The 25,564-nt window shown below is 54.6% G+C and carries 24 protein-coding genes and 5 tRNA genes; 23 read left to right on the forward strand and 6 right to left on the reverse strand.

Annotated elements, in window-relative coordinates; translation table 11 throughout:
- The first annotated feature begins 114 nt into the window (after positions 1–114).
- The 22 genes from sucA (at position 115) to pnuC (ending at position 18,527) form a co-directional block, all read left to right on the forward strand.
- Complete coding sequence (gene sucA / locus BJ885_RS02150) at positions 115–2,922, forward strand: 2-oxoglutarate dehydrogenase E1 component (protein ID WP_029741595.1); 2,808 nt, start codon at positions 115–117, stop codon at positions 2,920–2,922.
- A gap of 14 nt (positions 2,923–2,936) precedes the next feature.
- The gene (odhB, locus tag BJ885_RS02155; protein ID WP_008501093.1) at positions 2,937–4,157 is read left to right on the forward strand and encodes a 2-oxoglutarate dehydrogenase complex dihydrolipoyllysine-residue succinyltransferase; all 1,221 of its coding nucleotides are present in this window, start codon (positions 2,937–2,939) and stop codon (positions 4,155–4,157) included.
- A gap of 83 nt (positions 4,158–4,240) precedes the next feature.
- Positions 4,241–5,407 carry an ADP-forming succinate--CoA ligase subunit beta gene (sucC, locus tag BJ885_RS02160; RefSeq protein WP_023310791.1) on the forward strand — a complete coding sequence of 389 codons (1,167 nt, stop codon included), beginning with the start codon at positions 4,241–4,243 and terminating at the stop codon, positions 5,405–5,407.
- Positions 5,407–6,276, forward strand: a complete 870-nt coding sequence (gene sucD, locus BJ885_RS02165; RefSeq protein WP_008501094.1) for a succinate--CoA ligase subunit alpha — start codon at positions 5,407–5,409, stop codon at positions 6,274–6,276. The genes sucC and sucD overlap by 1 nt, the downstream gene beginning before the upstream one ends.
- 730 nt (positions 6,277–7,006) lie before the next feature.
- Entirely contained in the window at positions 7,007–8,575 is a 1,569-nt protein-coding gene (cydA, locus tag BJ885_RS02170) for a cytochrome ubiquinol oxidase subunit I (protein ID WP_029741599.1), read from the forward strand.
- Between the two features lie 15 nt (positions 8,576–8,590).
- Positions 8,591–9,730 carry a cytochrome d ubiquinol oxidase subunit II gene (gene cydB, locus BJ885_RS02175; RefSeq protein ID WP_023334940.1) on the forward strand — a complete coding sequence of 380 codons (1,140 nt, stop codon included), beginning with the start codon at positions 8,591–8,593 and terminating at the stop codon, positions 9,728–9,730.
- 14 nt (positions 9,731–9,744) lie between these two features.
- Positions 9,745–9,858: a cytochrome bd-I oxidase subunit CydX gene (gene cydX, locus BJ885_RS02180; protein ID WP_003858598.1), complete on the forward strand. Its 114-nt coding sequence runs from the start codon at positions 9,745–9,747 to the stop codon at positions 9,856–9,858.
- Positions 9,858–10,148 (forward strand): cyd operon protein YbgE, encoded by a 291-nt coding sequence (gene ybgE / locus BJ885_RS02185; protein ID WP_010428735.1) that lies wholly within the window; start codon positions 9,858–9,860, stop codon positions 10,146–10,148. The genes cydX and ybgE overlap by 1 nt, the downstream gene beginning before the upstream one ends.
- 148 nt (positions 10,149–10,296) lie before the next feature.
- On the forward strand, positions 10,297–10,701 hold the full coding sequence (ybgC, locus tag BJ885_RS02190; protein WP_003858593.1) for a tol-pal system-associated acyl-CoA thioesterase: 405 nt from the start codon (positions 10,297–10,299) through the stop codon (positions 10,699–10,701).
- Positions 10,698–11,390, forward strand: a complete 693-nt coding sequence (gene tolQ / locus BJ885_RS02195) for a Tol-Pal system protein TolQ (RefSeq protein ID WP_008501101.1) — start codon at positions 10,698–10,700, stop codon at positions 11,388–11,390. The genes ybgC and tolQ overlap by 4 nt, the downstream gene beginning before the upstream one ends.
- A 3-nt stretch (positions 11,391–11,393) precedes the next feature.
- Positions 11,394–11,822, forward strand: a complete 429-nt coding sequence (gene tolR, locus BJ885_RS02200; protein ID WP_003858589.1) for a colicin uptake protein TolR — start codon at positions 11,394–11,396, stop codon at positions 11,820–11,822.
- Positions 11,823–11,850: 28 nt separating this feature from the next.
- On the forward strand, positions 11,851–13,089 hold the full coding sequence (tolA, locus tag BJ885_RS02205) for a cell envelope integrity protein TolA (protein WP_045887703.1): 1,239 nt from the start codon (positions 11,851–11,853) through the stop codon (positions 13,087–13,089).
- 134 nt (positions 13,090–13,223) lie between these two features.
- Positions 13,224–14,516: a Tol-Pal system beta propeller repeat protein TolB gene (gene tolB, locus BJ885_RS02210; protein ID WP_008501103.1), complete on the forward strand. Its 1,293-nt coding sequence runs from the start codon at positions 13,224–13,226 to the stop codon at positions 14,514–14,516.
- A gap of 35 nt (positions 14,517–14,551) precedes the next feature.
- On the forward strand, positions 14,552–15,073 hold the full coding sequence (gene pal, locus BJ885_RS02215) for a peptidoglycan-associated lipoprotein Pal (RefSeq protein WP_003858578.1): 522 nt from the start codon (positions 14,552–14,554) through the stop codon (positions 15,071–15,073).
- 9 nt (positions 15,074–15,082) lie between these two features.
- Positions 15,083–15,877 (forward strand): cell division protein CpoB, encoded by a 795-nt coding sequence (cpoB, locus tag BJ885_RS02220; RefSeq protein ID WP_047648368.1) that lies wholly within the window; start codon positions 15,083–15,085, stop codon positions 15,875–15,877.
- 161 nt (positions 15,878–16,038) lie between these two features.
- A tRNA-Lys gene (locus tag BJ885_RS02225) sits at positions 16,039–16,114 on the forward strand.
- Positions 16,115–16,140: 26 nt separating this feature from the next.
- Positions 16,141–16,216 (forward strand) — tRNA-Val (locus BJ885_RS02230).
- Positions 16,217–16,219: 3 nt separating this feature from the next.
- A tRNA-Lys gene (locus tag BJ885_RS02235) sits at positions 16,220–16,295 on the forward strand.
- Between the two features lie 41 nt (positions 16,296–16,336).
- Positions 16,337–16,412 (forward strand) — tRNA-Lys (locus BJ885_RS02240).
- Between the two features lie 31 nt (positions 16,413–16,443).
- A tRNA-Lys gene (locus BJ885_RS02245) sits at positions 16,444–16,519 on the forward strand.
- A gap of 222 nt (positions 16,520–16,741) precedes the next feature.
- Positions 16,742–17,785, forward strand: a complete 1,044-nt coding sequence (gene nadA / locus BJ885_RS02250; RefSeq protein ID WP_121931076.1) for a quinolinate synthase NadA — start codon at positions 16,742–16,744, stop codon at positions 17,783–17,785.
- Positions 17,786–17,807: 22 nt separating this feature from the next.
- On the forward strand, positions 17,808–18,527 hold the full coding sequence (pnuC, locus tag BJ885_RS02255) for a nicotinamide riboside transporter PnuC (protein ID WP_121931077.1): 720 nt from the start codon (positions 17,808–17,810) through the stop codon (positions 18,525–18,527).
- On the opposite strand, the gene zitB is transcribed toward pnuC, so the two are convergent.
- Positions 18,524–19,462 (reverse strand): CDF family zinc transporter ZitB, encoded by a 939-nt coding sequence (gene zitB, locus BJ885_RS02260; RefSeq protein WP_121931078.1) that lies wholly within the window; start codon positions 19,460–19,462, stop codon positions 18,524–18,526. The two genes, pnuC and zitB, sit on opposite strands and share 4 nt — an antisense overlap.
- A 105-nt stretch (positions 19,463–19,567) precedes the next feature.
- Positions 19,568–19,948: a protein YbgS gene (locus tag BJ885_RS02265; protein WP_024908789.1), complete on the reverse strand. Its 381-nt coding sequence runs from the start codon at positions 19,946–19,948 to the stop codon at positions 19,568–19,570.
- 304 nt (positions 19,949–20,252) lie between these two features.
- On the opposite strand from BJ885_RS02265, the gene aroG reads away from it, so the two are divergent.
- Positions 20,253–21,305: a 3-deoxy-7-phosphoheptulonate synthase AroG gene (aroG, locus tag BJ885_RS02270; RefSeq protein ID WP_024908788.1), complete on the forward strand. Its 1,053-nt coding sequence runs from the start codon at positions 20,253–20,255 to the stop codon at positions 21,303–21,305.
- A gap of 61 nt (positions 21,306–21,366) precedes the next feature.
- Here aroG and gpmA read toward each other — a convergent pair whose 3' ends face one another.
- From gpmA to galT, 4 genes are all read right to left on the reverse strand, one after another.
- Positions 21,367–22,119 (reverse strand): 2,3-diphosphoglycerate-dependent phosphoglycerate mutase, encoded by a 753-nt coding sequence (gene gpmA, locus BJ885_RS02275; protein ID WP_023310804.1) that lies wholly within the window; start codon positions 22,117–22,119, stop codon positions 21,367–21,369.
- 206 nt (positions 22,120–22,325) lie between these two features.
- Complete coding sequence (gene galM / locus BJ885_RS02280) at positions 22,326–23,366, reverse strand: galactose-1-epimerase (RefSeq protein WP_121931079.1); 1,041 nt, start codon at positions 23,364–23,366, stop codon at positions 22,326–22,328.
- Entirely contained in the window at positions 23,360–24,508 is a 1,149-nt protein-coding gene (galK, locus tag BJ885_RS02285; protein ID WP_121931080.1) for a galactokinase, read from the reverse strand. Before galK ends, galM begins: the two co-directional genes overlap by 7 nt.
- Before the next feature lie 3 nt (positions 24,509–24,511).
- Positions 24,512–25,558, reverse strand: a complete 1,047-nt coding sequence (gene galT, locus BJ885_RS02290; protein WP_121931081.1) for a galactose-1-phosphate uridylyltransferase — start codon at positions 25,556–25,558, stop codon at positions 24,512–24,514.
- Positions 25,559–25,564 lie beyond the last annotated feature (6 nt).

Here is a 25,564-nt window from a genome sequence, read left to right on the forward strand (position 1 = left end):
TAAAGGTTCCTTCGCGGGCCACAAAGAGCTCGCAGGTGAACCCCGGCACGTACACGTGGTGTGCGTGGTAGTTTCTACGGCGAAAGTAAGCATAAAAATGCTTAAGGGATCACGATGCAGAACGGCGCAATGAAAGCCTGGCTGGACTCTTCTTTCCTTTCTGGTGCGAACCAGAGCTGGATTGAACAGCTCTATGAAGACTTCTTAACCGATCCTGACTCAGTGGACGCAAACTGGCGTTCCATGTTCCAGCAGTTGCCTGGCACAGGGGTCAAACCGGATCAATTCCATTCCAAAACACGTGATTATTTCCGTCGTCTGGCGAAGGATGCCTCACGTTACTCTTCTGCGATTTCCGACCCTGACACCAATGCGAAGCAGGTTAAAGTCCTGCAGCTTATCAACGCTTATCGCTTCCGCGGTCACCAGCATGCGAATCTCGATCCGCTGGGACTGTGGAAACAAGACCGTGTGGCCGATCTCGATCCGGCATATCACGATCTGACCGAGGCCGATTTCCAGGAAAGCTTTAACGTAGGTTCCTTTGCCATCGGCAAAGACACGATGAAGCTGGGCGATCTGATTGACGCGCTCAAGCAAACCTACTGCGGCTCCATCGGCGCGGAATACATGCACATTACCTCTACCGAAGAGAAACGCTGGATCCAGCAGCGCATCGAATCCGTAGCGGGCCACGCGACCTTCTCGGCTGACGAGAAAAAACGCTTCCTGAACGAACTGACCGCAGCGGAAGGGCTTGAGCGCTATCTGGGCGCGAAATTCCCGGGCGCAAAACGCTTCTCGCTGGAAGGCGGCGACGCGCTGGTGCCGATGCTGAAAGAGCTGATTCGTCACGCAGGCAAGAGCGGCACCCGAGAAGTGGTACTGGGCATGGCGCACCGTGGTCGTCTGAACGTGCTGGTCAACGTGCTGGGTAAAAAACCTCAGGACCTGTTCGACGAATTCGCGGGCAAACATAAAGAACACCTCGGCACCGGCGACGTGAAGTACCACATGGGCTTCTCGTCGGATATCGAAACCGAAGGCGGTCTGGTTCACCTGGCGCTGGCGTTTAACCCGTCACACCTGGAAATCGTTAGCCCGGTGGTTATCGGTTCCGTGCGTGCGCGTCTGGATCGTCTGGACGAGCCGAGCAGCAATAAAGTTCTGCCAATTACCATCCACGGCGATGCGGCGGTAACAGGGCAGGGCGTGGTTCAGGAAACCCTGAACATGTCGAAAGCGCGTGGTTACGAAGTGGGCGGTACCGTTCGCATCGTGATCAACAACCAGGTGGGCTTTACCACCTCTAACCCGCTTGACGCGCGTTCTACCCCGTACTGCACCGACATCGGTAAGATGGTGCAGGCGCCAATCTTCCACGTTAACGCGGATGACCCGGAAGCCGTTGCTTTCGTTACCCGTCTGGCGCTGGATTTCCGTAATACCTTTAAACGCGATGTGTTCATTGACCTCTTCTGCTACCGCCGTCACGGCCACAACGAAGCGGACGAGCCAAGTGCAACCCAGCCGTTGATGTACCAGAAAATCAAAAAACACCCGACCCCGCGCAAAATCTATGCTGACAAGCTGGAGAGCGACAAAGTGACGACGCTGGAAGATGCGACCGAAATGGTCAACCTCTACCGCGACGCGCTGGATGCGGGTGAATGCGTGGTCAAAGAGCTGCGCCCGATGAACATGCACTCCTTTACCTGGTCGCCGTACCTCAACCACGAGTGGGATGAGAGCTACCCGAACAAGGTTGAGATGAAGCGCCTGCAGGAGCTGGCTAAACGCATCAGCACCGTACCGGACGCTATCGAGATGCAGTCTCGCGTGCAGAAAATCTACGCTGACCGTCAGTCCATGGCGGCAGGCGAGAAGCTGTTCGACTGGGGCGGCGCGGAAACGCTGGCCTACGCAACGCTGGTTGACGAAGGTATTCCTGTTCGTCTGTCCGGTGAAGATGCGGGTCGTGGGACCTTCTTCCACCGTCACGCGGTTGTTCACAACCAGTCCAACGGTTCAACCTACACCCCGCTGCAGCACGTGCACAACGGTCAAGGCCAGTTCAAGGTCTGGGACTCCGTGCTGTCTGAAGAAGCGGTTCTGGCCTTCGAATACGGTTATGCCACCGCTGAACCGCGCACCCTGACCATCTGGGAAGCGCAGTTCGGTGACTTCGCCAATGGTGCGCAGGTGGTGATCGACCAGTTCATCTCCTCCGGCGAGCAGAAGTGGGGCCGTATGTGTGGCCTGGTAATGCTGCTGCCGCACGGTTATGAAGGTCAGGGTCCGGAGCACTCCTCCGCGCGTCTGGAACGTTATCTGCAGCTTTGCGCCGAGCAGAACATGCAGGTCTGCGTACCGTCCACCCCGGCTCAGGTCTACCACATGCTGCGTCGTCAGGCGCTGCGCGGTATGCGCCGTCCGCTGGTGGTGATGTCGCCGAAATCCCTGCTGCGTCACCCGCTGGCGGTGTCGAGCCTGGAAGAACTGGCGAACGGAACCTTCCTGCCAGCCATCGGTGAAATTGACGAGCTGGATCCGCAGGGCGTGAAGCGTGTGGTGATGTGTTCTGGTAAGGTTTATTACGACCTGCTGGAACAGCGCCGCAAGAACGATCAGAAAGATGTCGCCATCGTGCGTATCGAACAGCTTTATCCGTTCCCGCATCAGGCGATGCAGGAAGTGCTGAAACAATATGCTCACGTACATGATTTTGTCTGGTGCCAGGAAGAGCCGCTTAACCAGGGCGCATGGTACTGCAGCCAGCATCATTTCCGTGAAGTGATTCCATTTGGGTCAGCCCTGCGCTATGCAGGTCGCCCGGCCTCCGCCTCTCCGGCGGTAGGGTATATGTCCGTTCACCAGAAGCAGCAACAAGATCTGGTCAATGACGCGCTGAACGTCGATTAATTAAAGGATACAAAATGAGTAGCGTAGATATTCTTGTTCCCGACCTGCCTGAATCCGTAGCAGATGCGACCGTCGCTACCTGGCACAAAAAACCAGGCGATGCCGTTAAGCGCGATGAAGTGCTGGTAGAAATCGAAACTGACAAAGTGGTACTGGAAGTACCGGCTTCGGCGGATGGCGTTCTGGACGCGGTGCTGGAAGATGAAGGTACCACCGTAACCTCTCGTCAGATCCTGGGTCGCCTGCGTGAAGGCAACAGCGCGGGCAAAGAGTCCAGCGCGAAATCTGAAGAGAAAGCCTCTACCCCGGCTCAGCGCCAGCAGGCTTCTCTGGAAGAACAGTCTAACGATGCCCTCAGCCCGGCGATCCGTCGCCTGCTGGCTGAGCACAGCCTTGACCCGGCAGCCATCAAAGGCACCGGTGTGGGCGGTCGTCTGACCCGTGAAGACATCGACAAGCACCTGGCGAAAGCGCCTGCTCAGGCAGAAGCGAAAGCCCCTGCGGCGGCACCGGCAGCACAGCCTGCACTGGGCGCCCGCAGCGAAAAACGCGTGCCAATGACTCGTCTGCGCAAGCGCGTGGCCGAGCGTCTGCTGGAAGCGAAAAACTCCACCGCGATGCTGACCACCTTCAACGAAGTGAACATGAAGCCAATCATGGACCTGCGTAAGCAGTACGGTGACGCGTTTGAAAAACGTCACGGTATCCGTCTGGGCTTTATGTCCTTCTACGTGAAAGCGGTAGTTGAAGCGCTGAAACGCTACCCGGAAGTGAATGCGTCTATTGACGGTGATGATGTGGTTTACCACAACTATTTCGACGTCAGCATGGCGGTTTCTACTCCACGCGGCCTGGTAACGCCGGTTCTGCGCGATGTGGATACCCTGGGTATGGCTGATATCGAGAAAAACATTAAAGAGCTGGCTGTTAAAGGCCGCGACGGCAAGCTGACCGTAGACGACCTGACCGGCGGTAACTTCACCATTACCAACGGCGGCGTATTCGGCTCGCTGATGTCTACCCCGATCATCAACCCGCCGCAGAGCGCGATCCTGGGTATGCATGCCATTAAAGATCGCCCTATGGCGGTAGACGGTAAAGTTGAGATCCTGCCAATGATGTACCTGGCGCTCTCTTACGATCACCGCCTGATCGATGGCCGCGAGTCCGTGGGCTTCCTGGTCGCGATTAAAGAGCTGCTGGAAGATCCAACCCGTCTGCTGCTGGACGTCTAGTTTTGCAGTCTTGCCCGGCGGCGTATGGCTGCCGGGCCAATAAAAGCACGACCTAACGATTACCTGAAGGATGGATAGAACACATGAACTTACATGAATATCAGGCCAAACAGCTGTTTGCCCGGTATGGCTTACCGGCTCCGGTGGGTTATGCCTGTACTACCCCGCGTGAAGCAGAAGAAGCCGCATCTAAAATCGGTTCCGGCCCTTGGGTAGTTAAGTGTCAGGTTCACGCTGGTGGCCGTGGTAAAGCGGGCGGTGTGAAGGTTGTTAAGAGCAAAGAAGAGATTCGTGCGTTTGCTGAACATTGGCTCGGCAAGCGTCTGGTAACGTACCAGACAGATGCGAACGGCCAGCCGGTTAACCAGATCCTGGTTGAAGCGGCGACCGACATCGCGAAAGAACTGTACCTGGGCGCGGTTGTTGACCGTAGCTCCCGTCGCGTGGTGTTCATGGCGTCTACCGAAGGCGGCGTGGAAATCGAAAAAGTGGCGGAAGAGACCCCGCACCTGATCCACAAAGTAGCAATCGATCCGCTGGCGGGCCCGATGCCTTACCAGGGGCGCGAGCTGGCGTTCAAACTGGGACTGGAAGGCAAGCTGGTTCAGCAGTTCACTAAGATCTTCATGGGTCTGGCGAACATCTTCCTGGAGCGCGACCTGGCGCTGATCGAGATCAACCCGCTGGTGATCACCACCCAGGGCGACCTGATCTGCCTCGACGGCAAGCTGGGCGCTGACGGCAACGCGCTGTTCCGCCAGTCCGATCTGCGCGAAATGCGCGATCAATCTCAAGAAGACCCGCGTGAAGCGCAGGCTGCACAGTGGGAGCTGAACTACGTTGCGCTGGACGGTAACATCGGCTGTATGGTTAACGGTGCGGGCCTGGCAATGGGCACCATGGACATCGTTAAGCTGCACGGCGGTGAGCCAGCAAACTTCCTCGACGTAGGCGGTGGCGCAACCAAAGAGCGCGTAACCGAAGCGTTCAAAATCATCCTCTCTGACGACAACGTGAAGGCCGTTCTGGTTAACATCTTCGGCGGCATCGTTCGTTGCGACCTGATCGCCGACGGTATCATCGGTGCGGTAGAAGAAGTGGGTGTTAACGTTCCGGTTGTTGTGCGTCTGGAAGGTAACAACGCTGAACTCGGCGCGAAAAAACTGGCTGACAGCGGCCTGAATATTATTGCAGCGAAAAGTCTGACGGATGCAGCTCAGCAGGTTGTTGCCGCAGTGGAGGGGAAATAATGTCAGTTTTAATTAATAAAGATACCAAGGTTATCTGCCAGGGCTTCACCGGTAGCCAGGGGACTTTCCACTCCGAACAGGCGATTGCCTACGGCACGCAGATGGTTGGCGGCGTAACGCCAGGTAAAGGCGGCACCACGCACCTGGGCCTGCCGGTGTTCAACACCGTGCGTGAAGCCGTAGAAGCGACGGGCGCAACCGCGACCGTAATCTACGTTCCGGCTCCGTTCTGCAAAGACTCCATTCTGGAAGCGATCGACGCAGGCATCAAGCTGATCATTACCATCACTGAAGGCATCCCGACACTGGATATGCTGACCGTGAAGGTGAAGCTGGATGAAGCAGGCGTGCGCATGATCGGCCCGAACTGCCCTGGCGTTATCACCCCGGGCGAATGCAAAATCGGCATCATGCCGGGCCACATTCACAAGCCGGGTAAAGTGGGCATCGTGTCCCGTTCCGGTACGCTGACCTATGAAGCCGTTAAGCAGACCACCGACTACGGCTTCGGCCAGTCCACCTGCGTGGGCATCGGCGGTGACCCGATCCCGGGCTCTAACTTTATCGATATCCTGAAGCTGTTCCAGGAAGATCCACAGACCGAAGCGATCGTGATGATCGGTGAGATCGGTGGTAGCGCGGAAGAAGAAGCCGCTGCTTACATCAAAGAACACGTGACCAAGCCAGTTGTCGGTTACATCGCGGGTGTGACCGCACCGAAAGGCAAGCGTATGGGTCACGCAGGCGCGATCATCGCCGGTGGTAAAGGTACGGCTGATGAGAAATTCGCAGCGCTGGAAGCCGCAGGCGTGAAAACTGTTCGCAGCCTGGCGGATATCGGCGAAGCACTGAAATCCATCATTAAGTAAGTCCTCTCTGCTCCCCGAAAGGGGGGCGTTGAAGTATAAAAATGTCCGTTTCGACATGGTTGGCCGCTGTAAAGCGGCCTTTTTTATTGCCTGCCGGGCGTCATGCAATAGTCACTGAATGGTGTTAATTAGAGAGGGGGATAAAAGTAAAATAATTGTTATTTATTTACCTTAAAGAGAGCGGATGGAAAAAAACGAAAAACGCACTAAAATTTATGTCCTGAATAAATTAGGCATTCGGGCTTCTGAGTTAATAAAAATCACTTCTGTTTATATTCATCAATCGACTTGATAACCTTAATTGTATTTTATATACATATCTTTAACATGGTTTTTACTATGTTCACCGCATCAAAACACATTTAACACAACGGATTGTTTTTGATTTAAATCAATGTTTAATCCTTGGAAAAACCCGTCAAAAGGCGGTAAATTGTCCCCGATCAAAATGGCCGAAAAGTGGTAATTTTGCTATAAATTGATCGCCGTCGAAAAACGTAAATGTGATTCAATAAAAACCTGTTTATTGTAAGGGTTTTGCAGCGTATTATATTTGCGGGATCAATTTGAGTTTTTTATTAACGTATTTGTAACCTCACGTCATCGTTTTTATCCTCCTTCAGGGTAATAACGACGACAAGGATGCGAATAATTTGTATTGGGGCATGCGTGTGGATCTCTCTGGCGGGGTTCACTCTCGGAGTCTTCATGCGATGAGCAAGGAGTCATGATGTTAGATATAGTCGAACTGTCGCGCTTACAGTTTGCCTTGACCGCGATGTACCACTTCCTGTTTGTGCCACTGACGCTCGGTATGGCGTTCCTGCTGGCCATTATGGAAACGGTATACGTTCTCTCCGGCAAACAGATTTATAAAGATATGACCAAGTTCTGGGGCAAGTTGTTTGGTATCAACTTCGCGCTGGGCGTGGCAACCGGTTTGACCATGGAGTTCCAGTTCGGGACTAACTGGTCTTACTATTCCCACTATGTCGGGGATATCTTCGGTGCGCCGCTGGCCATTGAAGGTCTGATGGCATTCTTCCTCGAATCCACCTTTGTAGGTCTGTTCTTCTTCGGTTGGGACCGTCTGGGTAAAGTCCAGCATATGGCGGTGACCTGGCTGGTGGCATTAGGTTCGAACCTGTCCGCGCTGTGGATCCTGGTGGCGAACGGCTGGATGCAGAACCCTATCGCGTCTGATTTCAACTTCGAAACCATGCGTATGGAGATGGTCAGCTTTGCCGAGCTGGTCCTGAACCCGGTTGCGCAGGTTAAATTCGTTCACACCGTTGCTTCTGGCTACGTGTGCGGCGCGATGTTTATCCTGGGTATCAGCTCTTACTACATGCTGCGCGGTCGTGACTTCGCGTTTGCTAAGCGCTCCTTTGCTATCGCTGCAAGCTTCGGTATGGCTGCAATCCTCTCTGTTATCGTTCTGGGTGATGAATCCGGTTACGAAATGGGTGACGTGCAGAAAACCAAACTGGCCGCCATCGAAGCCGAATGGGAAACCCAACCGGCGCCTGCTGCCTTTACGCTGTTCGGTATTCCCGATCAGGACGCGCAGGAAAACCGCTTCGCTATTCAGATCCCTTACGCGCTGGGTATCATCGCCACCCGTTCTGTTGATAAGCAGGTGACCGGTCTTAAAGAGCTGATGGTTCAGCACGAAGAGCGTATCCGTAACGGTATGAAAGCCTACTCGCTGCTGGAACAGCTGCGTGCCGGTTCTACCGACCAGGCCGTTCGCGACCAGTTCAACGACGTGAAGAAAGATCTGGGTTACGGTCTGCTGCTGAAGCGTTATACCCCGAACGTTTCTGATGCGACAGAAGCACAGATCCAGATGGCCACCAAAGACTCGATTCCACGCGTTGCGCCTCTGTACTTCGCATTCCGTATCATGGTGGGCTGCGGCATCATCATGCTGCTGATCATTGCGGCGTCCTTCTGGTCCGTGATTCGCAACCGCATCGGCGAGAAAAAATGGCTGCTGCGCACCGCGCTGTACGGTATTCCACTGCCGTGGATCGCTATCGAATCCGGCTGGTTTGTTGCGGAGTACGGCCGTCAGCCATGGGCGATTGGTGAGGTACTGCCAACGGCGGTAGCGAACTCGTCCCTGACAGCGGGCGATCTGATCTTCTCCATGCTGCTGATTTGTGGTCTGTACACCCTGTTCCTGGTGGCTGAACTGTTCCTGATGTTCAAGTTCGCGCGCCTTGGCCCAAGCAGCCTGAAAACCGGTCGCTATCACTACGAGCAGTCCACCGCGACTACTCAGCCGGCACGCTAAGACAGGAGTCATCAAATGATCGATTATGAAGTATTGCGTTTTATCTGGTGGCTGTTGATCGGCGTTCTGCTGATCGGTTTTGCCGTCACGGATGGTTTCGACATGGGGGTGGGGATGCTCACCCGTTTCCTCGGTCGTAATGACACCGAGCGTCGAATCATGATCAACTCCATCGCCCCTCACTGGGACGGTAACCAGGTGTGGCTGATCACCGCAGGCGGCGCGCTGTTCGCTGCCTGGCCGATGGTCTACGCGGCTGCGTTCTCCGGCTTCTACGTGGCGATGATTCTGGTGCTGGCCTCTTTATTCTTCCGTCCGGTCGGTTTCGACTACCGTTCCAAGATTGAAGACACCCGCTGGCGCAACATGTGGGACTGGGGCATCTTCATCGGTAGCTTCGTTCCACCGCTGGTGATCGGCGTGGCGTTCGGTAACCTGCTGCAGGGCGTACCGTTCCACCTGGACGAATACATGCGTCTTTACTACACCGGTAACTTCTTCCAGCTGCTGAATCCGTTTGGTCTGCTGGCAGGCGTGGTGAGCGTGGCGATGATCATCACTCAGGGCGCAACCTATCTGCAGATGCGTACGGTTGGTGAACTGCACCTGCGTTCTCGCGCGACGGCTCAGGTCGCTGCGCTGGTCACGCTGGTCTGCTTTGCACTGGCCGGCGTATGGGTGGTGTACGGCATCGATGGCTACGTGGTGACGTCTGCAATCAACCATACTGCGCCGTCTAACCCGCTGACCAAAGAAGTGGCGCGTCAGGCAGGTGCATGGCTGGTGAACTTTAACAATACCCCTGCGCTGTGGGCTATCCCGGCTCTGGGCGTATTGCTGCCGCTGCTGACCGTGTTGACGTCTCGTCTGGAGAAAGGCGCTCTGGCGTTCGTGTTCTCATCACTGACCCTGGCGTGCATCATCCTGACATCGGGTATCGCGATGTTCCCATTCGTCATGCCATCCAGCACCATGCTGAATGCTAGCCTGACCATGTGGGACGCAACGTCCAGTCATATGACGCTGAACCTGATGACGTATGTTGCTTGCGTGTTCGTCCCGATTGTTCTGGCCTACACCATCTGGTGTTACTGGAAAATGTTCGGTCGTATCACTAAAGAACATATCGAAAGCAACACCCACTCTATGTACTAAGTAAGGAGCTGAATATGTGGTATTTCGCATGGATTTTAGGGACGCTTCTTGCCTGTGCATTTGGTGTCATCACTGCCCTGGCGCTTGAGCACGTCGAAGCGACCAAAGCGGGTGAAGAAAAACACTGATGAATATTATCGCAACGTTATATGCGGTAATGGACAAGCGCCCGTTACGGGCGCTTTCTTTAGTGATGGCATTACTGCTGGCAGGTTGTATCTTCTGGGACCCTTCGCGCTTTGCAGCGAAAACCAGCGAGCTTGAAATCTGGCACGGCTTCCTCATTATGTGGGCGGTGTGTGCAGGTGTGATCCACGGCGTAGGCTTTCGTCCGAAAGCCGTTCACTGGCAGGGAATTTTTTGCCCGCTGATTGCCGATCTGGTGCTTCTCGCCGGTTTGATTTTCTTCTTCTTCTGAATAAGAAATGTCCGTTAACGTTATGGGCTTACCCGAGCCCATAAAAATTTACTCTCCGTTTACTTTCTCCCATTCCCAACCCTCTTTCCCGCGCGTATAGTAGCGAAGTTTAAAAGCATTAACTTTTGTTGCATTACCGGGATGTAAAGTGAATACAACGCTGTTTCGATGGCCGGTTCGTGTCTATTACGAAGATACCGATGCCGGTGGTGTGGTTTACCACGCCAGCTACGTTGCTTTTTATGAACGGGCACGCACAGAGATGCTGCGCCATCATCACTTTAGTCAACAGGTGCTGTTGGCTGAGCGAGTTGCCTTCGTGGTACGCAAGATGACGCTTGAGTATTTTGCGCCTGCCAGACTCGACGATATGCTCGAAGTCCAAACTGAAATTACATCAATGCGCGGGACCTCACTGGTTTTCACGCAGCGGATAGTCAACGCAGAGAATACCGTACTGAACTCAGCTGAAGTGCTGATTGTTTGTGTTGATCCAACCATAATGAAGCCTCGTGCGCTTCCTAAGTCTATTGTCGCGGAGTTTAAGCAGTGACTGACATGAATATCCTTGATTTGTTCCTGAAGGCAAGCCTTCTGGTTAAACTTATCATGTTGATTTTGATTGGTTTTTCAATCGCATCCTGGGCCATCATCATCCAGAGAACGCGTATCCTCAATGCCGCTGGCCGTGAAGCCGAAGCGTTTGAAGATAAGTTCTGGTCGGGTATTGAGCTTTCTCGTCTGTATCAGGAAAGCCAGGGACGCCGTGAAAACCTTACAGGCTCCGAGCAAATTTTTTATAGCGGTTTCAAAGAGTTTGCCCGTCTGCATCGTGCAAACAATCATGCGCCGGAAGCGGTTGTAGAAGGTGCCTCGCGTGCGATGCGCATTTCTATGAACCGCGAGCTGGAAAATCTCGAAACCCATATTCCATTCCTCGGCACTGTCGGTTCCATCAGCCCGTATATCGGCCTGTTTGGTACCGTGTGGGGGATTATGCACGCCTTTATCGCGCTGGGCGCGGTGAAGCAGGCGACGTTGCAGATGGTTGCACCGGGTATCGCTGAAGCACTGATTGCGACCGCTATCGGTCTGTTTGCGGCAATTCCTGCGGTTATGGCTTACAACCGTCTGAACCAGCGCGTGAACAAACTGGAACTGAACTACGACAACTTTATGGAAGAGTTCACTGCGATTCTGCACCGTCAGGCGTTTACCAGCACCGAGAGCAACAAGGGGTAAACCATGGCCAGATCGCGTGGACGAGGTCGTCGCGAGCTCAAGTCCGAAATCAATATCGTTCCACTGCTGGACGTCCTGCTGGTACTGCTGCTGATCTTCATGGCGACAGCGCCAATCATTACCCAGAGCGTGGAAGTGGATCTGCCGGATGCGACAGAATCACAGGCGGTGAGCACCAATGACGATCCTCCGGTAATCATTGAGGTTTCCGGCGTAGGGCAATACAGCGTCGTGGTAGAGAAAGATCGTATGGATCAGCTGCCGCCTGAGCAGGTGATTGCTGAAGCGCAGCGTCGCCTGGAGTCAAATCCGAAAACGGTCTTCTTAATCGGTGGCGCGAAAGACGTACCCTACGATGAAATTATTAAAGCGCTGAACTTGCTACATAGTGCGGGTGTTAAGTCAGTTGGCTTAATGACCCAACCTATTTGATCATCCGCGTAGTTTTTGGGAACCGATAGTGTCAAAGGCAACCGAACAGAACGACAAGCTTAAGCGAGCGATAATCGTCTCCGCAGTGCTGCACGTGATTCTCTTTGCAGCGCTGATCTGGAGTTCGTTCGACGAGCATATTGATGCATCAGCCGGCGGCGGTGGAGGATCTTCCATTGACGCCGTGATGGTGGATCCCGGTGCGGTAGTACAGAACTATAATCGCGAACAGCAGCAGAAGGCGAGTGCCAAACGGGCTGAAGAGCAGCGTGAAAAACAGTCGCAACAGCAGGCGGAAGAACTGCGTGAAAAGCAGGCCGCAGAGCAGGAGCGTCTGAAGCAGCTTGAGAAAGAGCGTTTGCAGGCGCAGGAAGCTGCGAAAGAGCAGGCGGAACAGCAGAAGCAAGCCGAAGAGGCCGCGAAGAAAGCACAGGAACAGCAAAAGCAGGCGGAAGAGGCGGCAGCAAAAGCCGCAGCGGACGCGAAAGCACAGGCTGATGCCCAGGCAAAATTAGCGGCAGAAGCGGCGAAGAAAGCCGCTGCTGATGCTCAGAAGAAAGCTGAAGCGGAAGCCGCGAAGAAAGCCGCTGCTGATGCTCAGAAGAAAGCCGAAGCGGAAGCCGCGAAAAAAGCCGCTCAGGAAGCAGAGAAGAAAGCTGCTGCCGAGGCCGCGAAGAAAGCGGCTGCTGCTGAGAAAGCGGCTGCAGAAAAAGCTGCCGCTGCTGAAAAAGCCGCTGCCGATAAAAAAGCTGCTGCTGAGAAGGCTGCCGCCGATAAGAAAGCTGCAGCTGAGAAGGCCGCTGCCGATAAGAAAGCTGCAGCTGATAAAGCGGCTGCCAAAAAGGCCGCTGCCGCTGAAAAAGCAGCTGCCGCCGCAGGGGTTGACGATCTGCTGGGCGATTTGAGCTCAGGTAAGAATGCACCGAAAACGGGCGGTGGGGCGAAAGGAAACAACGCAGCGCCGACGGGAAGTGGTAACACTAAGAGTAACGGTGCGACAGGGGCTGAAATCAACGGTTATGCCGCGCAGATTAAATCCGCTATTGAAAGCCGATTCTATGATGCGTCTTCCTATACCGGTAAAACGTGTACGTTGCGTATAAAACTGGCTCCGGACGGCATGCTGCTGGATATTAAGTCTGAAGGTGGCGACCCGGCTTTATGTACTGCGGCCCTGGCTGCAGCGCGTCAGGCGAAGATGCCTAAACCGCCGTCTCAGGCAGTTTATGAAGTCTTCAAAAATGCGCCGCTGGACTTCAAACCTTAAGTTACATTTTCCCCGTGCAAACGGGGAAAAATAGACCAGGTTTAGTCACAGGGTTCTGGTAGTTTTGTCTATTTGAGTTTGTTAACATTCTGCTAAATTATCGTGGGTAAGGTTACCCGGATAAGGGAGATATGATGAAGCAGGCATTACGTGTAGCATTTAGTTTTTTAATGCTGTGGGCAGCAGTACTGCACGCAGAAGTACGTATCGAGATCACCCAGGGGGTGGACTCGGCACGCCCAATCGGTGTTGTTCCGTTCCAGTGGGCCGGTCCTGGCGCTGCACCTGAAGATGCCGGCGGCATCGTGGCGGCTGACCTGCGTAACAGCGGTAAATTCAATCCGTTAGATCGTTCTCGTCTGCCTCAGCAGCCGGGTAGCGCGCAGGAAGTACAGCCTGCAGCATGGTCTGCACTGGGTATTGATGCCGTGGTTGTGGGTCAGGTTACGCCTAACCCGGACGGCTCTTACAACGTGGCCTGGCAGCTGGTGGATACCGGCGGTGCACCGGGTACCGTTCTGGCACAGAACTCTTACAAGGTCACTAAGCAGTACCTGCGCTACGCGGCACACGCTGCCAGCGATGCGGTATTTGAAAAACTGACCGGCATTAAAGGAGCGTTCCGTACCCGTATTGCTTATGTGGTACAGACCAACGGTGGTCAGTTCCCGTATGAGCTGCGCGTATCTGACTACGACGGCTACAACCAGTTCCTGGTGAAACGTTCTTCTCAGCCGCTGATGTCTCCAGCCTGGTCTCCAGACGGTTCTAAACTGGCCTATGTAACCTTCGAAAGCGGTCGTTCAGCGCTGGTTATCCAGACGCTGGCAAACGGTGCTGTTCGTCAGGTGGCCTCTTTCCCACGTCACAACGGTGCGCCTTCCTTCTCTCCGGACGGGTCTAAACTGGCGTTTGCGCTGTCAAAAACCGGTAGCCTGAACCTGTACGTGATGGACATTGGCTCTGGCCAGATTCGTCAGGTGACCGACGGTCGCAGCAACAACACCGAACCTTCATGGTTCCCGGACAGTCAAAACCTGGCGTTTACCTCTGACCAGGCTGGCCGTCCACAAATCTACAAAGTCAACATCAACGGCGGTGCTCCGCAGCGTATTACCTGGGAAGGTTCTCAGAACCAGAACTCAGACGTGAGCAGCGACGGTAAATTTATGGTAATGGTGAGCTCCAACGGTGGGCAGCAGCACATTGCCAAACAAGATCTGGTAGCGGGTGGCGTTCAAGTTCTGTCGTCAACGTTCCTGGATGAAACGCCGAGTCTGGCACCTAACGGCACGATGGTAATCTACAGCTCTTCTCAGGGGATGGGATCTGTGCTGAATCTGGTTTCTACAGATGGGCGTTTCAAAGCGCGTATTCCGGCAACTGATGGACAGGTAAAATCACCTGCCTGGTCGCCGTATCTGTAAATAATAATTAATTGATTACTAAAGGAATCATAGAAATGCAACTGAACAAAGTGCTGAAGGGGCTGATGATCGCTCTGCCTGTAATGGCAATCGCAGCGTGTTCTTCTAACAAGAACGCCAGCAATGACCAGAGCGGCGAAGGCATGATGGGTGCCGGCACCGGTATGGACGCGAACGGCAATGGCAACATGTCTTCTGAAGAGCAAGCGCGTCTTCAGATGCAGCAGCTGCAGCAGAACAACATCGTTTACTTCGATCTGGATAAATACGATATCCGTTCTGACTTCGCTGCGATGCTGGATGCTCACGCTAACTTCCTGCGTAGCAACCCATCTTACAAAGTCACCGTAGAAGGTCACGCGGACGAACGTGGTACTCCAGAGTACAACATCTCCCTGGGTGAACGTCGTGCTAACGCTGTTAAAATGTACCTGCAGGGTAAAGGCGTTTCTGCTGACCAGATCTCCATCGTTTCTTACGGTAAAGAAAAACCTGCAGTACTGGGTCACGACGAAGCGGCTTACTCCAAAAACCGTCGTGCCGTACTGGTTTACTAAGAGAATTGCATGAGCAGTAACTTCAGACATCATCTGTTGAGTCTGTCGTTACTGGTTGGAATAGCGGCCCCCTGGGCCGCTTTTGCTCAGGCACCAATCAGTAGTGTCGGCTCAGGCTCGGTAGAAGACCGGGTCACTCAACTCGAGCGTATTTCTAACGCTCACAGCCAGCTTTTAACCCAACTCCAGCAACAACTTTCCGATAACCAAAACGATATTGACTCTCTCCGCGGCCAGATTCAGGAAAGCCAGTATCAGTTGAACCAGGTTGTGGAACGTCAGAAGCAGATTTTGCTGCAGATAGATAGCCTGAGTAGCGGTGGTGCAGCAGCACAAGCACAGCCAGCCGCGGGCGATCAGAGCGGGGCCGCGACATCAGCTCCGGCTGCGGATGCTTCTGCTTCAACAGGGGCGCCTGTACAGAGCGGTGACGCGAATACGGACTACAACGCGGCCATTGCCCTGGTGCAGGATCAATCTCGTCAGGATGACGCGCTTGCTGCGTTTCAGAACTTTGTTAAGAAATACCCTGATTCCACTTATCAGCCAAATGCGAATTACTGGCTCGGTCAGCTGAATTACAACAAGGGTAAAAAGGACGATGCGGCGTTTTATTTTGCCTCCGTGGTAAAAAACTACCCGAAATCGCCAAAAGCGCCTGATGCGATGTACAAAGTGGGCGTCATCATGCAGGACAAAGGCGACACTGCGAAAGCCAAAGCGGTTTACCAGCAGGTAGTCTCCAAATTCCCAGGTACCGAAGGTGCCAAGCAGGCGCAAAAACGTCTGAATTCGATGGGATGATTATCGCATGACCAGAAATCGCGTTATTTCTGGTCGTGCAGCATGATTCGTAAGCAGTTAAGTGATCTTCATCGAAATTTTTGTTGCGCTGAATTCTTAAATCAGTAATATATGCCGCCGTTGCCACGGGATATCAAACAACGTGAAAACAGCGTAAAAGTGGGTCGTTAGCTCAGTTGGTAGAGCAGTTGACTTTTAATCAATTGGTCGCAGGTTCGAATCCTGCACGACCCACCACTTAACGCACACCAGCAGTACAGAGTGGGTGATTAGCTCAGTTGGTAGAGCATCTCCTTTACACGGAGGGGGTCGGCGGTTCGAGCCCGTCATCACCCACCACTCGGGTCGTTAGCTCAGTTGGTAGAGCAGTTGACTTTTAATCAATTGGTCGCAGGTTCGAATCCTGCACGACCCACCAATTTTATTGGTTCCGAGTGATAATTCAGGCAACACCCAAAAGGGTCGTTAGCTCAGTTGGTAGAGCAGTTGACTTTTAATCAATTGGTCGCAGGTTCGAATCCTGCACGACCCACCAGCCTGAATAAATTTGAAGTACATCCCGCAAGGGGTCGTTAGCTCAGTTGGTAGAGCAGTTGACTTTTAATCAATTGGTCGCAGGTTCGAATCCTGCACGACCCACCAGTGTAGAAAGGCGCCCTAAAGGCGCCTTTTTGCTATCTGCCGTCTGTGCAGGTCGGGCAAGACGAAGCCGCCGGCCGACAAATGCTATCCGCACCTATTTCCGGTGACTTTTCCTCTCATATTCGCTATCTTGTTTAGTATACAAAACACAATTGCCACGCGTTTTGCTATGTCATGCAAAAGAAAGGCAATATTGTTAAGCCAGTAAAACGAGAAGCCATAATGAGTGTGATGTTTGATCCTGAAGCCGCAATCTATCCGTTTCCGCCAAAGCCTGTCCCGCTGAGCCCGGACGAAAAGCAATTCTATCGTGAGAAGATCAAACGTCTTCTTAAAGAACGAGATGCGGTGATGGTGGCCCATTATTACACTGACCCGGAAATTCAGCAGCTGGCGGAAGAGACCGGGGGCTGTATTTCTGACTCACTGGAGATGGCACGCTTCGGTGCAAAACATCCTGCTTCCACGCTGCTGGTTGCTGGAGTGCGTTTTATGGGCGAAACGGCAAAGATCCTGAGCCCTGAAAAAACCATTCTGATGCCGACGCTTAATGCAGAGTGTTCTCTGGATCTCGGCTGCCCGATTGACGAATTCACGGCCTTCTGTGACGCCCACCCTGACCGGACCGTGGTGGTTTACGCCAACACCTCTGCGGCGGTAAAAGCGCGGGCAGACTGGGTTGTAACCTCCAGCATCGCCGTTGAGCTGATTGAACATCTGGATAGCCTGGGCGAGAAAATTATCTGGGCGCCTGACCGCCATCTTGGAAATTATGTCCAGAAGCAGACGGGGGCTGACGTTCTCTGCTGGCAGGGTGCCTGCATTGTGCACGACGAATTCAAAACCCAGGCGCTGGCGCGCATGAAGGCACTTTATCCTGACGCCGCGATTCTTGTTCACCCTGAATCACCGCAGTCGATAGTCGACATGGCGGATGCCGTGGGCTCAACCAGCCAGCTTATCAACGCGGCCAGAACGCTGCCTAACAGGCAGCTCATCGTGGCAACCGATCGCGGTATCTTCTACAAGATGCAGCAGGCCGTGCCGGAGAAAGAGCTCCTGGAAGCGCCAACGGCAGGCGAGGGCGCAACGTGCCGCAGCTGTGCGCATTGCCCGTGGATGGCGATGAACGGCCTGAAGGCCATTGCCGAAGGGCTCGAGACGGGCGGTGCAGCACATGAAATCCATGTGGATGCCGCCCTGCGTGAAGGTGCGTTAATTCCGCTTAACCGCATGCTGGATTTTGCGGCTACACTACGTACTTAATTCAAAACGCCCCGGGGAAAAGATGGATTTTTTTAGCACGCAGAACATTCTGGTTCATATACCGATTGGCGCAGGTGGCTATGACCTGTCATGGATTGAGGCCGTCGGCACGCTGGCGGGGTTACTCTGTATCTGGCTGGCAAGCCTGGAGAAAATCAGCAACTATGCGTTCGGGCTGATTAACGTTACGCTGTTTGCGATTATCTTCTTCCAGATCCAGCTGTACGCCAGTCTGCTTTTGCAGCTGTTCTTCTTCGCCGCCAATATTTACGGCTGGTACGCGTGGTCGCGTCAGAACAGCCAGCAGGAGGCAGAGCTGCAGATCCGCTGGCTGCCCTTGCCGAAAGCCATCGCCTGGCTTGTCGCCTGTCTGGTCGCCATTGGTTTAATGACCGTCTATATCAACCCGGTGTTTGCGTTCCTGACCCGCGTTGCCGTTTCGGTCATGTCCGGTTTCGGACTGAACGTGACGATGCCCGAGCTTCAGCCGGATGCCTTCCCGTTCTGGGATTCCTGCATGATGGTGCTGTCGATTGCAGCGATGATCCTGATGACCCGTAAATACGTTGAAAACTGGCTGCTGTGGGTCATCATCAACGTGATCAGCGTGGCGATCTTCGCCCTGCAGGGCGTCTATGCGATGTCGCTGGAATATCTGCTGCTGACCTTCATCGCGCTCAACGGCAGCCGGATGTGGATTAAGAGCGCGCGTGAGCGAGGTTCTCGCGCGCTTTCCAGCTAGTGGTGATGATGACCTGAATGTTCGGACTGCGCCTCGTTAAGGTGGCAGTCCGGCCCGTTACAGGGCTGATACTCCATCTGGATGGTGGCGTGGCCAATTTCGTAGTGATGTTCAAGAAAATGCTGGATGCGTTCAAGCAGCGCATCGTGGTCGTGAGGCGGGATCACCTGGACGTGCAGCGTCATGACCGGTTTTTCCCCCACCAGCCAGACGTGCACGTGATGAACATTGCGGACTTCCGGGACTGAACGGCGCAGGTTGCGCTTCAGCTCGTCAATATCCATCGATGCCGGTGCCCCTTCAAGCAGTTCATTCACGCTCTCCTTCAGCAGCCGCCAGCCGCTGCGCAAGACCAGACACGACACCAGCACGGACAGAATCGGATCGACAGGCGTCCAGCCGGTGTAGAGGATCACCAGCGCGGCGACAATCGCCCCGACTGAGCCGAGCAAATCACCCAGAACATGCAGAGCCGCAGCGCGCACATTGAGGTTCTTTTCCCCGCTGCCGCGGTGCAAAATCCAGAAGGCCAGGATATTTGCCAGCAGCCCCGCCACGGCAATCACCATCATTGTCGCCCCTGCGATAGGCTGCGGGTGTCTGAAGCGCTGCACGGCCTCCCAGACGATAAGAACGGTAATGACCACCAGCGCAATGGCGTTAACAAACGCGGCGAGAGTTGTCAGCCTCAGCCAGCCGAAGGTATGGCGCGCATTGGGAGGACGACGCGCAAACTGCACCGCCAGCAGGGCGAAGAGCAGCGCTGCGGCATCGGTCAGCATGTGTCCGGCATCAGCCAGAAGCGCCAGAGAGCCGGAAATCAGGCCGCCAATGACCTCGATAACCATAAACGTTGCCGTAACGCCAAAGGCCAGCATCAGTCGTTTAGCGTTGTCGTTGCCGGGAGAGTGTGAGTGGGAATGGGAGTGCGCCATTTCTGCTTTCCTGATGTGTTATTGTTTTTAGTGTAGCGTTTTTAATAGGTTACTCCAAAAAGAAAGGAGAGCCAGAGCTCTCCTTTTTCTTTCCGAGCACCCCCGTTACTGGGTGGTGCCATCGGTTTTAGTATTCGCGTCGTTTCCTACTTTGTCATTAGGGTCAGGGCATTTGCCGTCCTTGCACATTGAGTTCTTATGAACCTCGTCCGAACTCATATTGTCATGATTCATGGTGCCGGAACCGCTGCCGTTGGGATGCAGCATGGTGCCGCCGGTGTTGGTATTACCGGTATTGATCTGGTTGTTGTCGACATTATTCGGGGCGATATTCTGTTTCGCATCAGGTGCGGGCTGGCCTGCTGCCGCAGCGGCATTCGCATCACCGTTGCTGTCTGATGTGCCCGTTTCCGCGGCCAGGACGCTGCCGCTGGCCAGAGTGAGTGTGGCGGTCAGGAAGAGGGTTGCCAGTTTTGTCATTTTCATCATGGTGCTCCTGTTCTTGTCGTTACGCTGGATAACATTCTCCAACAGTGCATCTTTTTCTGAGGCGAAAGATTCCGCCTTACGGACTTACGTCAGTAGGGAATCGCGTTTAAACGTATAAAATTGGTTGTTACAGTTAAAAAGCTTAGGTTAGATCTCATATTTCGCTATTTTGTGGCGATTTTTAGGCGAATTCCAGGAATTATCTGCGTGAAGTGTAAAACCGTGTTTACACTTCCTGGTCGACAAGATAGATTGAAAGGATTGCTTTCATTACTAAAGATATGGCAGAGCTGGAAAGAAAATGAATTATCAGAACGACGATTTACGCATTAAAGAGATCAATGAGTTATTACCTCCTGTAGCGCTCCTTGAGAAATTCCCCGCCACTGAAAATGCCGCAAATACGGTTTCTCATGCTCGTAAAGCGATCCATAAGATCCTGAAAGGTAATGACGATCGTCTTCTGGTGGTGATTGGCCCGTGCTCCATTCACGATCCTGCAGCCGCGAAAGAGTACGCAGCCCGTCTGCTTACCCTCCGTGAAGAGCTGAAGGACGAGCTGGAAATCGTGATGCGCGTCTATTTTGAAAAACCGCGCACCACCGTGGGCTGGAAAGGGCTGATTAACGATCCGCATATGGATAACAGCTTCCAGATTAACGACGGTCTGCGCATTGCGCGCAAGCTGCTGCTGGAGATCAACGACAGCGGCCTGCCAGCGGCCGGTGAATTCCTCGACATGATTACGCCGCAATACCTGGCAGACCTGATGAGCTGGGGCGCAATTGGTGCCCGCACAACCGAATCTCAGGTGCACCGCGAGCTGGCGTCCGGTCTCTCTTGCCCGGTGGGTTTCAAAAACGGCACTGACGGCACCATTAAGGTGGCTATCGACGCCATCAACGCAGCGGGTGCGCCGCACTGCTTCCTGTCCGTAACCAAATGGGGCCATTCCGCCATCGTTAACACCAGCGGTAACGGTGATTGCCATATCATTCTGCGCGGCGGCAAAGAGCCAAACTACAGTGCGAAACACGTGGCAGAAGTGAAGGTCGGGCTGGAAAAAGCCGGGCTACCGCCGCAGGTGATGATCGATTTCAGCCATGCCAACTCCAGCAAGCAGTTTAAAAAGCAGATGGAAGTTGGGGCAGACGTCTGCCAGCAGATTGCTGGCGGTGAGAAGGCGGTGATTGGGGTGATGATCGAAAGCCATCTGGTTGAAGGGAACCAGAACCTGGAAGGCAGCGAACCGCTGGTGTATGGCAAAAGCGTCACCGATGCCTGCATTGGCTGGGACGATACCGACACCATCCTGCGTCAGCTGGCGAATGCGGTAAAAGCGCGTCGCGGCTAAAATATCTGGCACAAATAAAAAAGCGCGGAAGGCTCCGCGCTTTTTTTATGCCTTGCGAAAATTACTTCGCTTTACCCTGGTTCGCTACAGCCGCTGCTTTCGCCGCGATCTCTTCTGCGTTACCCAGATAGTAGTGTTTGATTGGCTTGAAGTTTTCGTCGAACTCATACACCAGCGGTACGCCAGTTGGGATGTTCAGTTCGAGGATTTCGTCTTCACCCATGTTGTCCAGGTATTTCACCAGCGCGCGCAGGGAGTTACCGTGAGCCGCGATGATCACGCGCTCGCCGCTTTTCAGGCGTGGCAGAATGGTTTCGTTCCAGTAAGGCACAACGCGGTCGATGGTCAGCGCCAGGCTTTCGGTGGTTGGCAGCTCAGCGTCGGTCAGCTTCGCGTAACGCGGGTCGTGGCCCGGGTAGCGCTCGTCATCTTTGGTCAGCTCTGGTGGGGTGATTGCGAAGCCGCGACGCCACTGTTTAACCTGCTCGTCGCCATATTTCTCAGCGGTTTCCGCTTTGTTCAGGCCCTGCAGCGCACCGTAGTGACGTTCGTTCAGTTTCCAGGACTTCTCAACCGGCAGCCAGGCCTGATCCAGTTCGTCCAGCACGTTCCACAGGGTGTGGATGGCACGTTTCAGCACAGAGGTGTAAGCAAAATCAAAGCTGAAGCCTTCTTCCTTCAGCAGTTTACCTGCTGCTTTTGCTTCGCTTACGCCTTTCTCAGACAGATCAACGTCGTACCAACCGGTAAAGCGGTTTTCGTTGTTCCACTGGCTTTCGCCGTGACGCACCAGAACCAGCTTAGTAATAGCCATCTCTTACTCCTCAAGCATTTTTAGAATGATAACAATTCTCATTATATTGCCGTGGCCGTGCCACCAGCAACGCTTAACCCTAACCATAGCGAAAATAGTCTCTGAGTGTAAGATGCTTGTGAATCCATGGTTATGATTTTGTCTGCGATCGGCGCTATTTTCAGCAAGGCGCGCAGAAAAAAGCCCTCCGGAGGGAGGGCTGGATATTAATGCGGAATAAAATGATATTCCGTCACGCTCACGTACTCTTCACCCGGGCGCAGCACGCAGTCCGGCTGTGGCCATTCAGGATGGTTCGGGCTGTCCGGCAGGAACTCGCTCTCCAAAGCCAGGCCTTGCCAGTCGCTGTACTCATCGTGTTCGCGCGCCGTCGTGCCTCCGAGGTAGTTGCCTGAGTAAAACTGCAGGGCAGGGGCGGTGGTATAAACCGTCATCTGCAGTTTCTCATCCGCAGACCAGACCTGCGCGGCAGGCTGTTTCACATCGCCTTTGGCCTGCAGCAGGAAAGCGTGATCGTAGCCTTTCACCTTGCGCTGATCGTCATCACTCATGAAATCCTGGGCGATGGTCTTCGCGCTGCGGAAGTCAAAGCTGGTGCCGCTCACGTCTTTGAGGCCCTGATGCGGAATGCCCATCTCGTCAACCGGCAGATACGCATCCGCCAGGATCTGAAGCTTGTGGTTGCGAACGTCGCACTGGCTACCGTCCAGGTTGAAATATGCGTGATTGGTCAGGTTGACCGGACACGGCTTATCGACCGTCGCACGGTATTCGATGGCGATACGGTTGTCGTCGGTCAGCGTAAAGCGCGCGGACGCGACAAGGTTCCCCGGGAAGCCCTGATCGCCATCAGGCGAATCCAGCGAGAACAGCACTTCGCCATCGTTTTGACGTACAATCTTCCAGCGGCGTTTATCGAATCCGTCCGGACCGCCGTGCAGCTGGTTCTCACCCTGGCTTGGAAGCAGGGTGTACTGCACGCCGTCGAGTTCAAAACGACTCTTCGCGATGCGGTTAGCATAGCGACCAACGGACGCGCCCAGATAGGCGGACTGATTGATGTACTGCTCAGGCGAGGCGCAGCCGAGCAGAGTCTCGCGCACGCTGCCGTCCGGCATCGGTACGCGGGCAGAAAGAAGGGTTGCCCCCCAGTCCATCACCGTAACGACCATCCCCGCGCTGTTGCGCAGGGTTAACAGGCGATACGGCAGACCATCCGGTGCAAGGGTAGGTGTTTCGTTTAGCACTGTCCGGCTCCTTGTGATGCTTTACAAACATAGAAGGTTTCTTTGATGCCCGTTTTTGCTTCGTACTGCTTCGCCACGGCATCCTGTACGGCAGGGACCAGCTCTTCTGGCACCAGCGCAACGATGCAGCCGCCAAAACCGCCGCCCGTCATGCGCACGCCGCCTTTGTCGCCGATGGTCGCTTTAACGATGTCCACCAGGGTGTCGATCTGCGGAACGGTGATTTCAAAATCATCGCGCATGGAGGCGTGAGATTCCGCCATCAGCTCACCCATGCGTTTCAGGTCACCTTTCGCCAGCGCGGACGCGGCTTCAACGGTACGGGCATTTTCCGTCAGCACGTGGCGAACGCGTTTGGCGACGACTGGATCCAACTCGTGCGCCACTTTGTTAAATTCATTGAGCGTTACGTCGCGCAGGGCAGGCTGCTGGAAGAAGCGGGCGCCGGTTTCGCACTGCTGGCGGCGGGTGTTGTATTCGCTGCCCACCAGCGTGCGCTTAAAGTTGCTGTTGACGATCACCACAGCCGCGCCTTTTGGCAGGGGAACGGCTTTGGTTCCCAGCGAGCGGCAGTCAATTAACAGGGCATGCTCTTTTTTGCCCAGCGCGGAGATCAGCTGGTCCATAATGCCGCAGTTACAGCCCACGAACTGGTTTTCTGCTTCCTGACCGTTCAGGGCGATTTGCGCGCCGTCCAGCGGCAGATGATAAAGCTGCTGGAACACGGTACCTACGGCGACTTCCAGAGACGCAGAGGAGCTTAAGCCCGCACCCTGCGGCACGTTGCCGCTGATAACTAAATCCGCACCGCCAAAGTTCTTGTTGCGCTTCTGAAGGTGTTTCACCACGCCGCGCACGTAGTTAGACCACTGCTGGCTGTCGTGATTCACAATCGGGGCATCGAGGGAAAACTCGTCCATCTCATTACCGTAATCCGCCGCAATCACGCGGACCTTACGGTCGTCGCGCTTCGCGCAGCTGATGACGGTCTGGTAATCGATGGCGCACGGCAGCACGAAACCGTCGTTATAGTCGGTGTGTTCACCGATCAGGTTAACGCGGCCTGGCGCCTGGATAACGTGGGTGGCAGGGTAGCCAAATTTCTCAGCAAACAGGGATTGGGTTTTATCTTTCAGACTCATTTTTTAGACTCCTGATTCGCGATAGTGGACGTCGCTAACGGCACGCAGACGTTCTGCCGCCTGTTCCGCCGTCAGGTCACGCTGGGTTTCCGCCAGCATTTCATAGCCCACCATAAATTTACGTACCGTCGCAGAGCGCAGCAGCGGCGGATAGAAATGGGCGTGCAGCTGCCAGTGTTGATTCTCTTCGCCGTTAAACGGGGCGCCGTGCCAGCCCATGGAGTACGGGAAGGAGCACTGGAACAGGTTGTCGTAACGGCTGGTGAGCTTTTTCAGCGCCAGGGCAAGGTCGTCGCGCGGCGCGTCGCTAAGATCGGTGATGCGCTGCACGTGCGCTTTCGGCAGCAGCAGCGTTTCAAACGGCCAGGCGGCCCAGTAGGGGACGACGGCCAGCCAGTGTTCAGTTTCCACCACGGTGCGGCTGCCGTCGGCCAGCTCGCGCTGGGTGTAATCTACCAGCATCGGCGAACCGTTTTCCGCGTAATACGCTTTCTGCAGACGGTCTTCACGCTCGGCTTCGTTAGGCAGGAAGCTGTTCGCCCAGACCTGACCGTGCGGGTGCGGGTTAGAACAGCCCATGGCCGCGCCTTTGTTTTCGAACACCTGCACCCACGGATAGCTCTGCCCCAGCTCGGCGGTTTGCGCCTGCCAGGTGCTCACCACCTCTTTCAGCGCGTCTACGCTCAGCTCCGGCAGCGTTTTGCTGTGATCGGGCGAGAAGCAGATCACGCGGCTGGTTCCGCGCGCGCTTTCGCAGCGCATCAGCGGATCGTGGCTTTCCGGCGCGTCCGGCGTGTCGGTCATCAGGGCGGCAAAATCGTTGGTGAAGACGAAGGTGCCTTTGTAGTCAGGGTTTTTGTCCCCGGTGACGCGCGTGTTGCCCGGACAGAGGAAGCAGTCCGGGTCGTGCTGTGGCAGCGTCTGTTTTGCAGGCGTCTCCTGCGCCCCCTGCCAGGGGCGCTTGGCGCGATGCGGAGAAACCAAAATCCATTGCCCGCTTAACGGGTTAAAACGACGATGCGGATGATCGACGGGATTAAATTGCGTCATGACGGA

This window comes from Enterobacter sp. WP_7_1, assembly GCF_003688535.1.
Classification (GTDB): domain Bacteria; phylum Pseudomonadota; class Gammaproteobacteria; order Enterobacterales; family Enterobacteriaceae; genus Enterobacter; species Enterobacter asburiae.

Bases quoted from the DNA above. Each gene is read 5' to 3' on its own strand.
- galT (WP_121931081.1), bottom strand. From the start codon at position 25,558: ATGACGCAATTTAATCCCGTCGATCATCCGCATCGTCGTTTTAACCCG.
- cpoB (WP_047648368.1), top strand. From the start codon at position 15,083: ATGAGCAGTAACTTCAGACATCATCTGTTGAGTCTGTCGTTACTGGTT.
- pal (WP_003858578.1), top strand. From the start codon at position 14,552: ATGCAACTGAACAAAGTGCTGAAGGGGCTGATGATCGCTCTGCCTGTA.
- zitB (WP_121931078.1), bottom strand. From the start codon at position 19,462: ATGGCGCACTCCCATTCCCACTCACACTCTCCCGGCAACGACAACGCT.
- sucC (WP_023310791.1), top strand. From the start codon at position 4,241: ATGAACTTACATGAATATCAGGCCAAACAGCTGTTTGCCCGGTATGGC.
- cydB (WP_023334940.1), top strand. From the start codon at position 8,591: ATGATCGATTATGAAGTATTGCGTTTTATCTGGTGGCTGTTGATCGGC.
- sucD (WP_008501094.1), top strand. From the start codon at position 5,407: ATGTCAGTTTTAATTAATAAAGATACCAAGGTTATCTGCCAGGGCTTC.
- tolB (WP_008501103.1), top strand. From the start codon at position 13,224: ATGAAGCAGGCATTACGTGTAGCATTTAGTTTTTTAATGCTGTGGGCA.
- tolR (WP_003858589.1), top strand. From the start codon at position 11,394: ATGGCCAGATCGCGTGGACGAGGTCGTCGCGAGCTCAAGTCCGAAATC.
- odhB (WP_008501093.1), top strand. From the start codon at position 2,937: ATGAGTAGCGTAGATATTCTTGTTCCCGACCTGCCTGAATCCGTAGCA.
- BJ885_RS02265 (WP_024908789.1), bottom strand. From the start codon at position 19,948: ATGAAAATGACAAAACTGGCAACCCTCTTCCTGACCGCCACACTCACT.
- sucA (WP_029741595.1), top strand. From the start codon at position 115: ATGCAGAACGGCGCAATGAAAGCCTGGCTGGACTCTTCTTTCCTTTCT.
- galK (WP_121931080.1), bottom strand. From the start codon at position 24,508: ATGAGTCTGAAAGATAAAACCCAATCCCTGTTTGCTGAGAAATTTGGC.
- ybgE (WP_010428735.1), top strand. From the start codon at position 9,858: ATGAATATTATCGCAACGTTATATGCGGTAATGGACAAGCGCCCGTTA.
- aroG (WP_024908788.1), top strand. From the start codon at position 20,253: ATGAATTATCAGAACGACGATTTACGCATTAAAGAGATCAATGAGTTA.
- cydA (WP_029741599.1), top strand. From the start codon at position 7,007: ATGTTAGATATAGTCGAACTGTCGCGCTTACAGTTTGCCTTGACCGCG.
- cydX (WP_003858598.1), top strand. From the start codon at position 9,745: ATGTGGTATTTCGCATGGATTTTAGGGACGCTTCTTGCCTGTGCATTT.
- gpmA (WP_023310804.1), bottom strand. From the start codon at position 22,119: ATGGCTATTACTAAGCTGGTTCTGGTGCGTCACGGCGAAAGCCAGTGG.
- nadA (WP_121931076.1), top strand. From the start codon at position 16,742: ATGAGTGTGATGTTTGATCCTGAAGCCGCAATCTATCCGTTTCCGCCA.
- pnuC (WP_121931077.1), top strand. From the start codon at position 17,808: ATGGATTTTTTTAGCACGCAGAACATTCTGGTTCATATACCGATTGGC.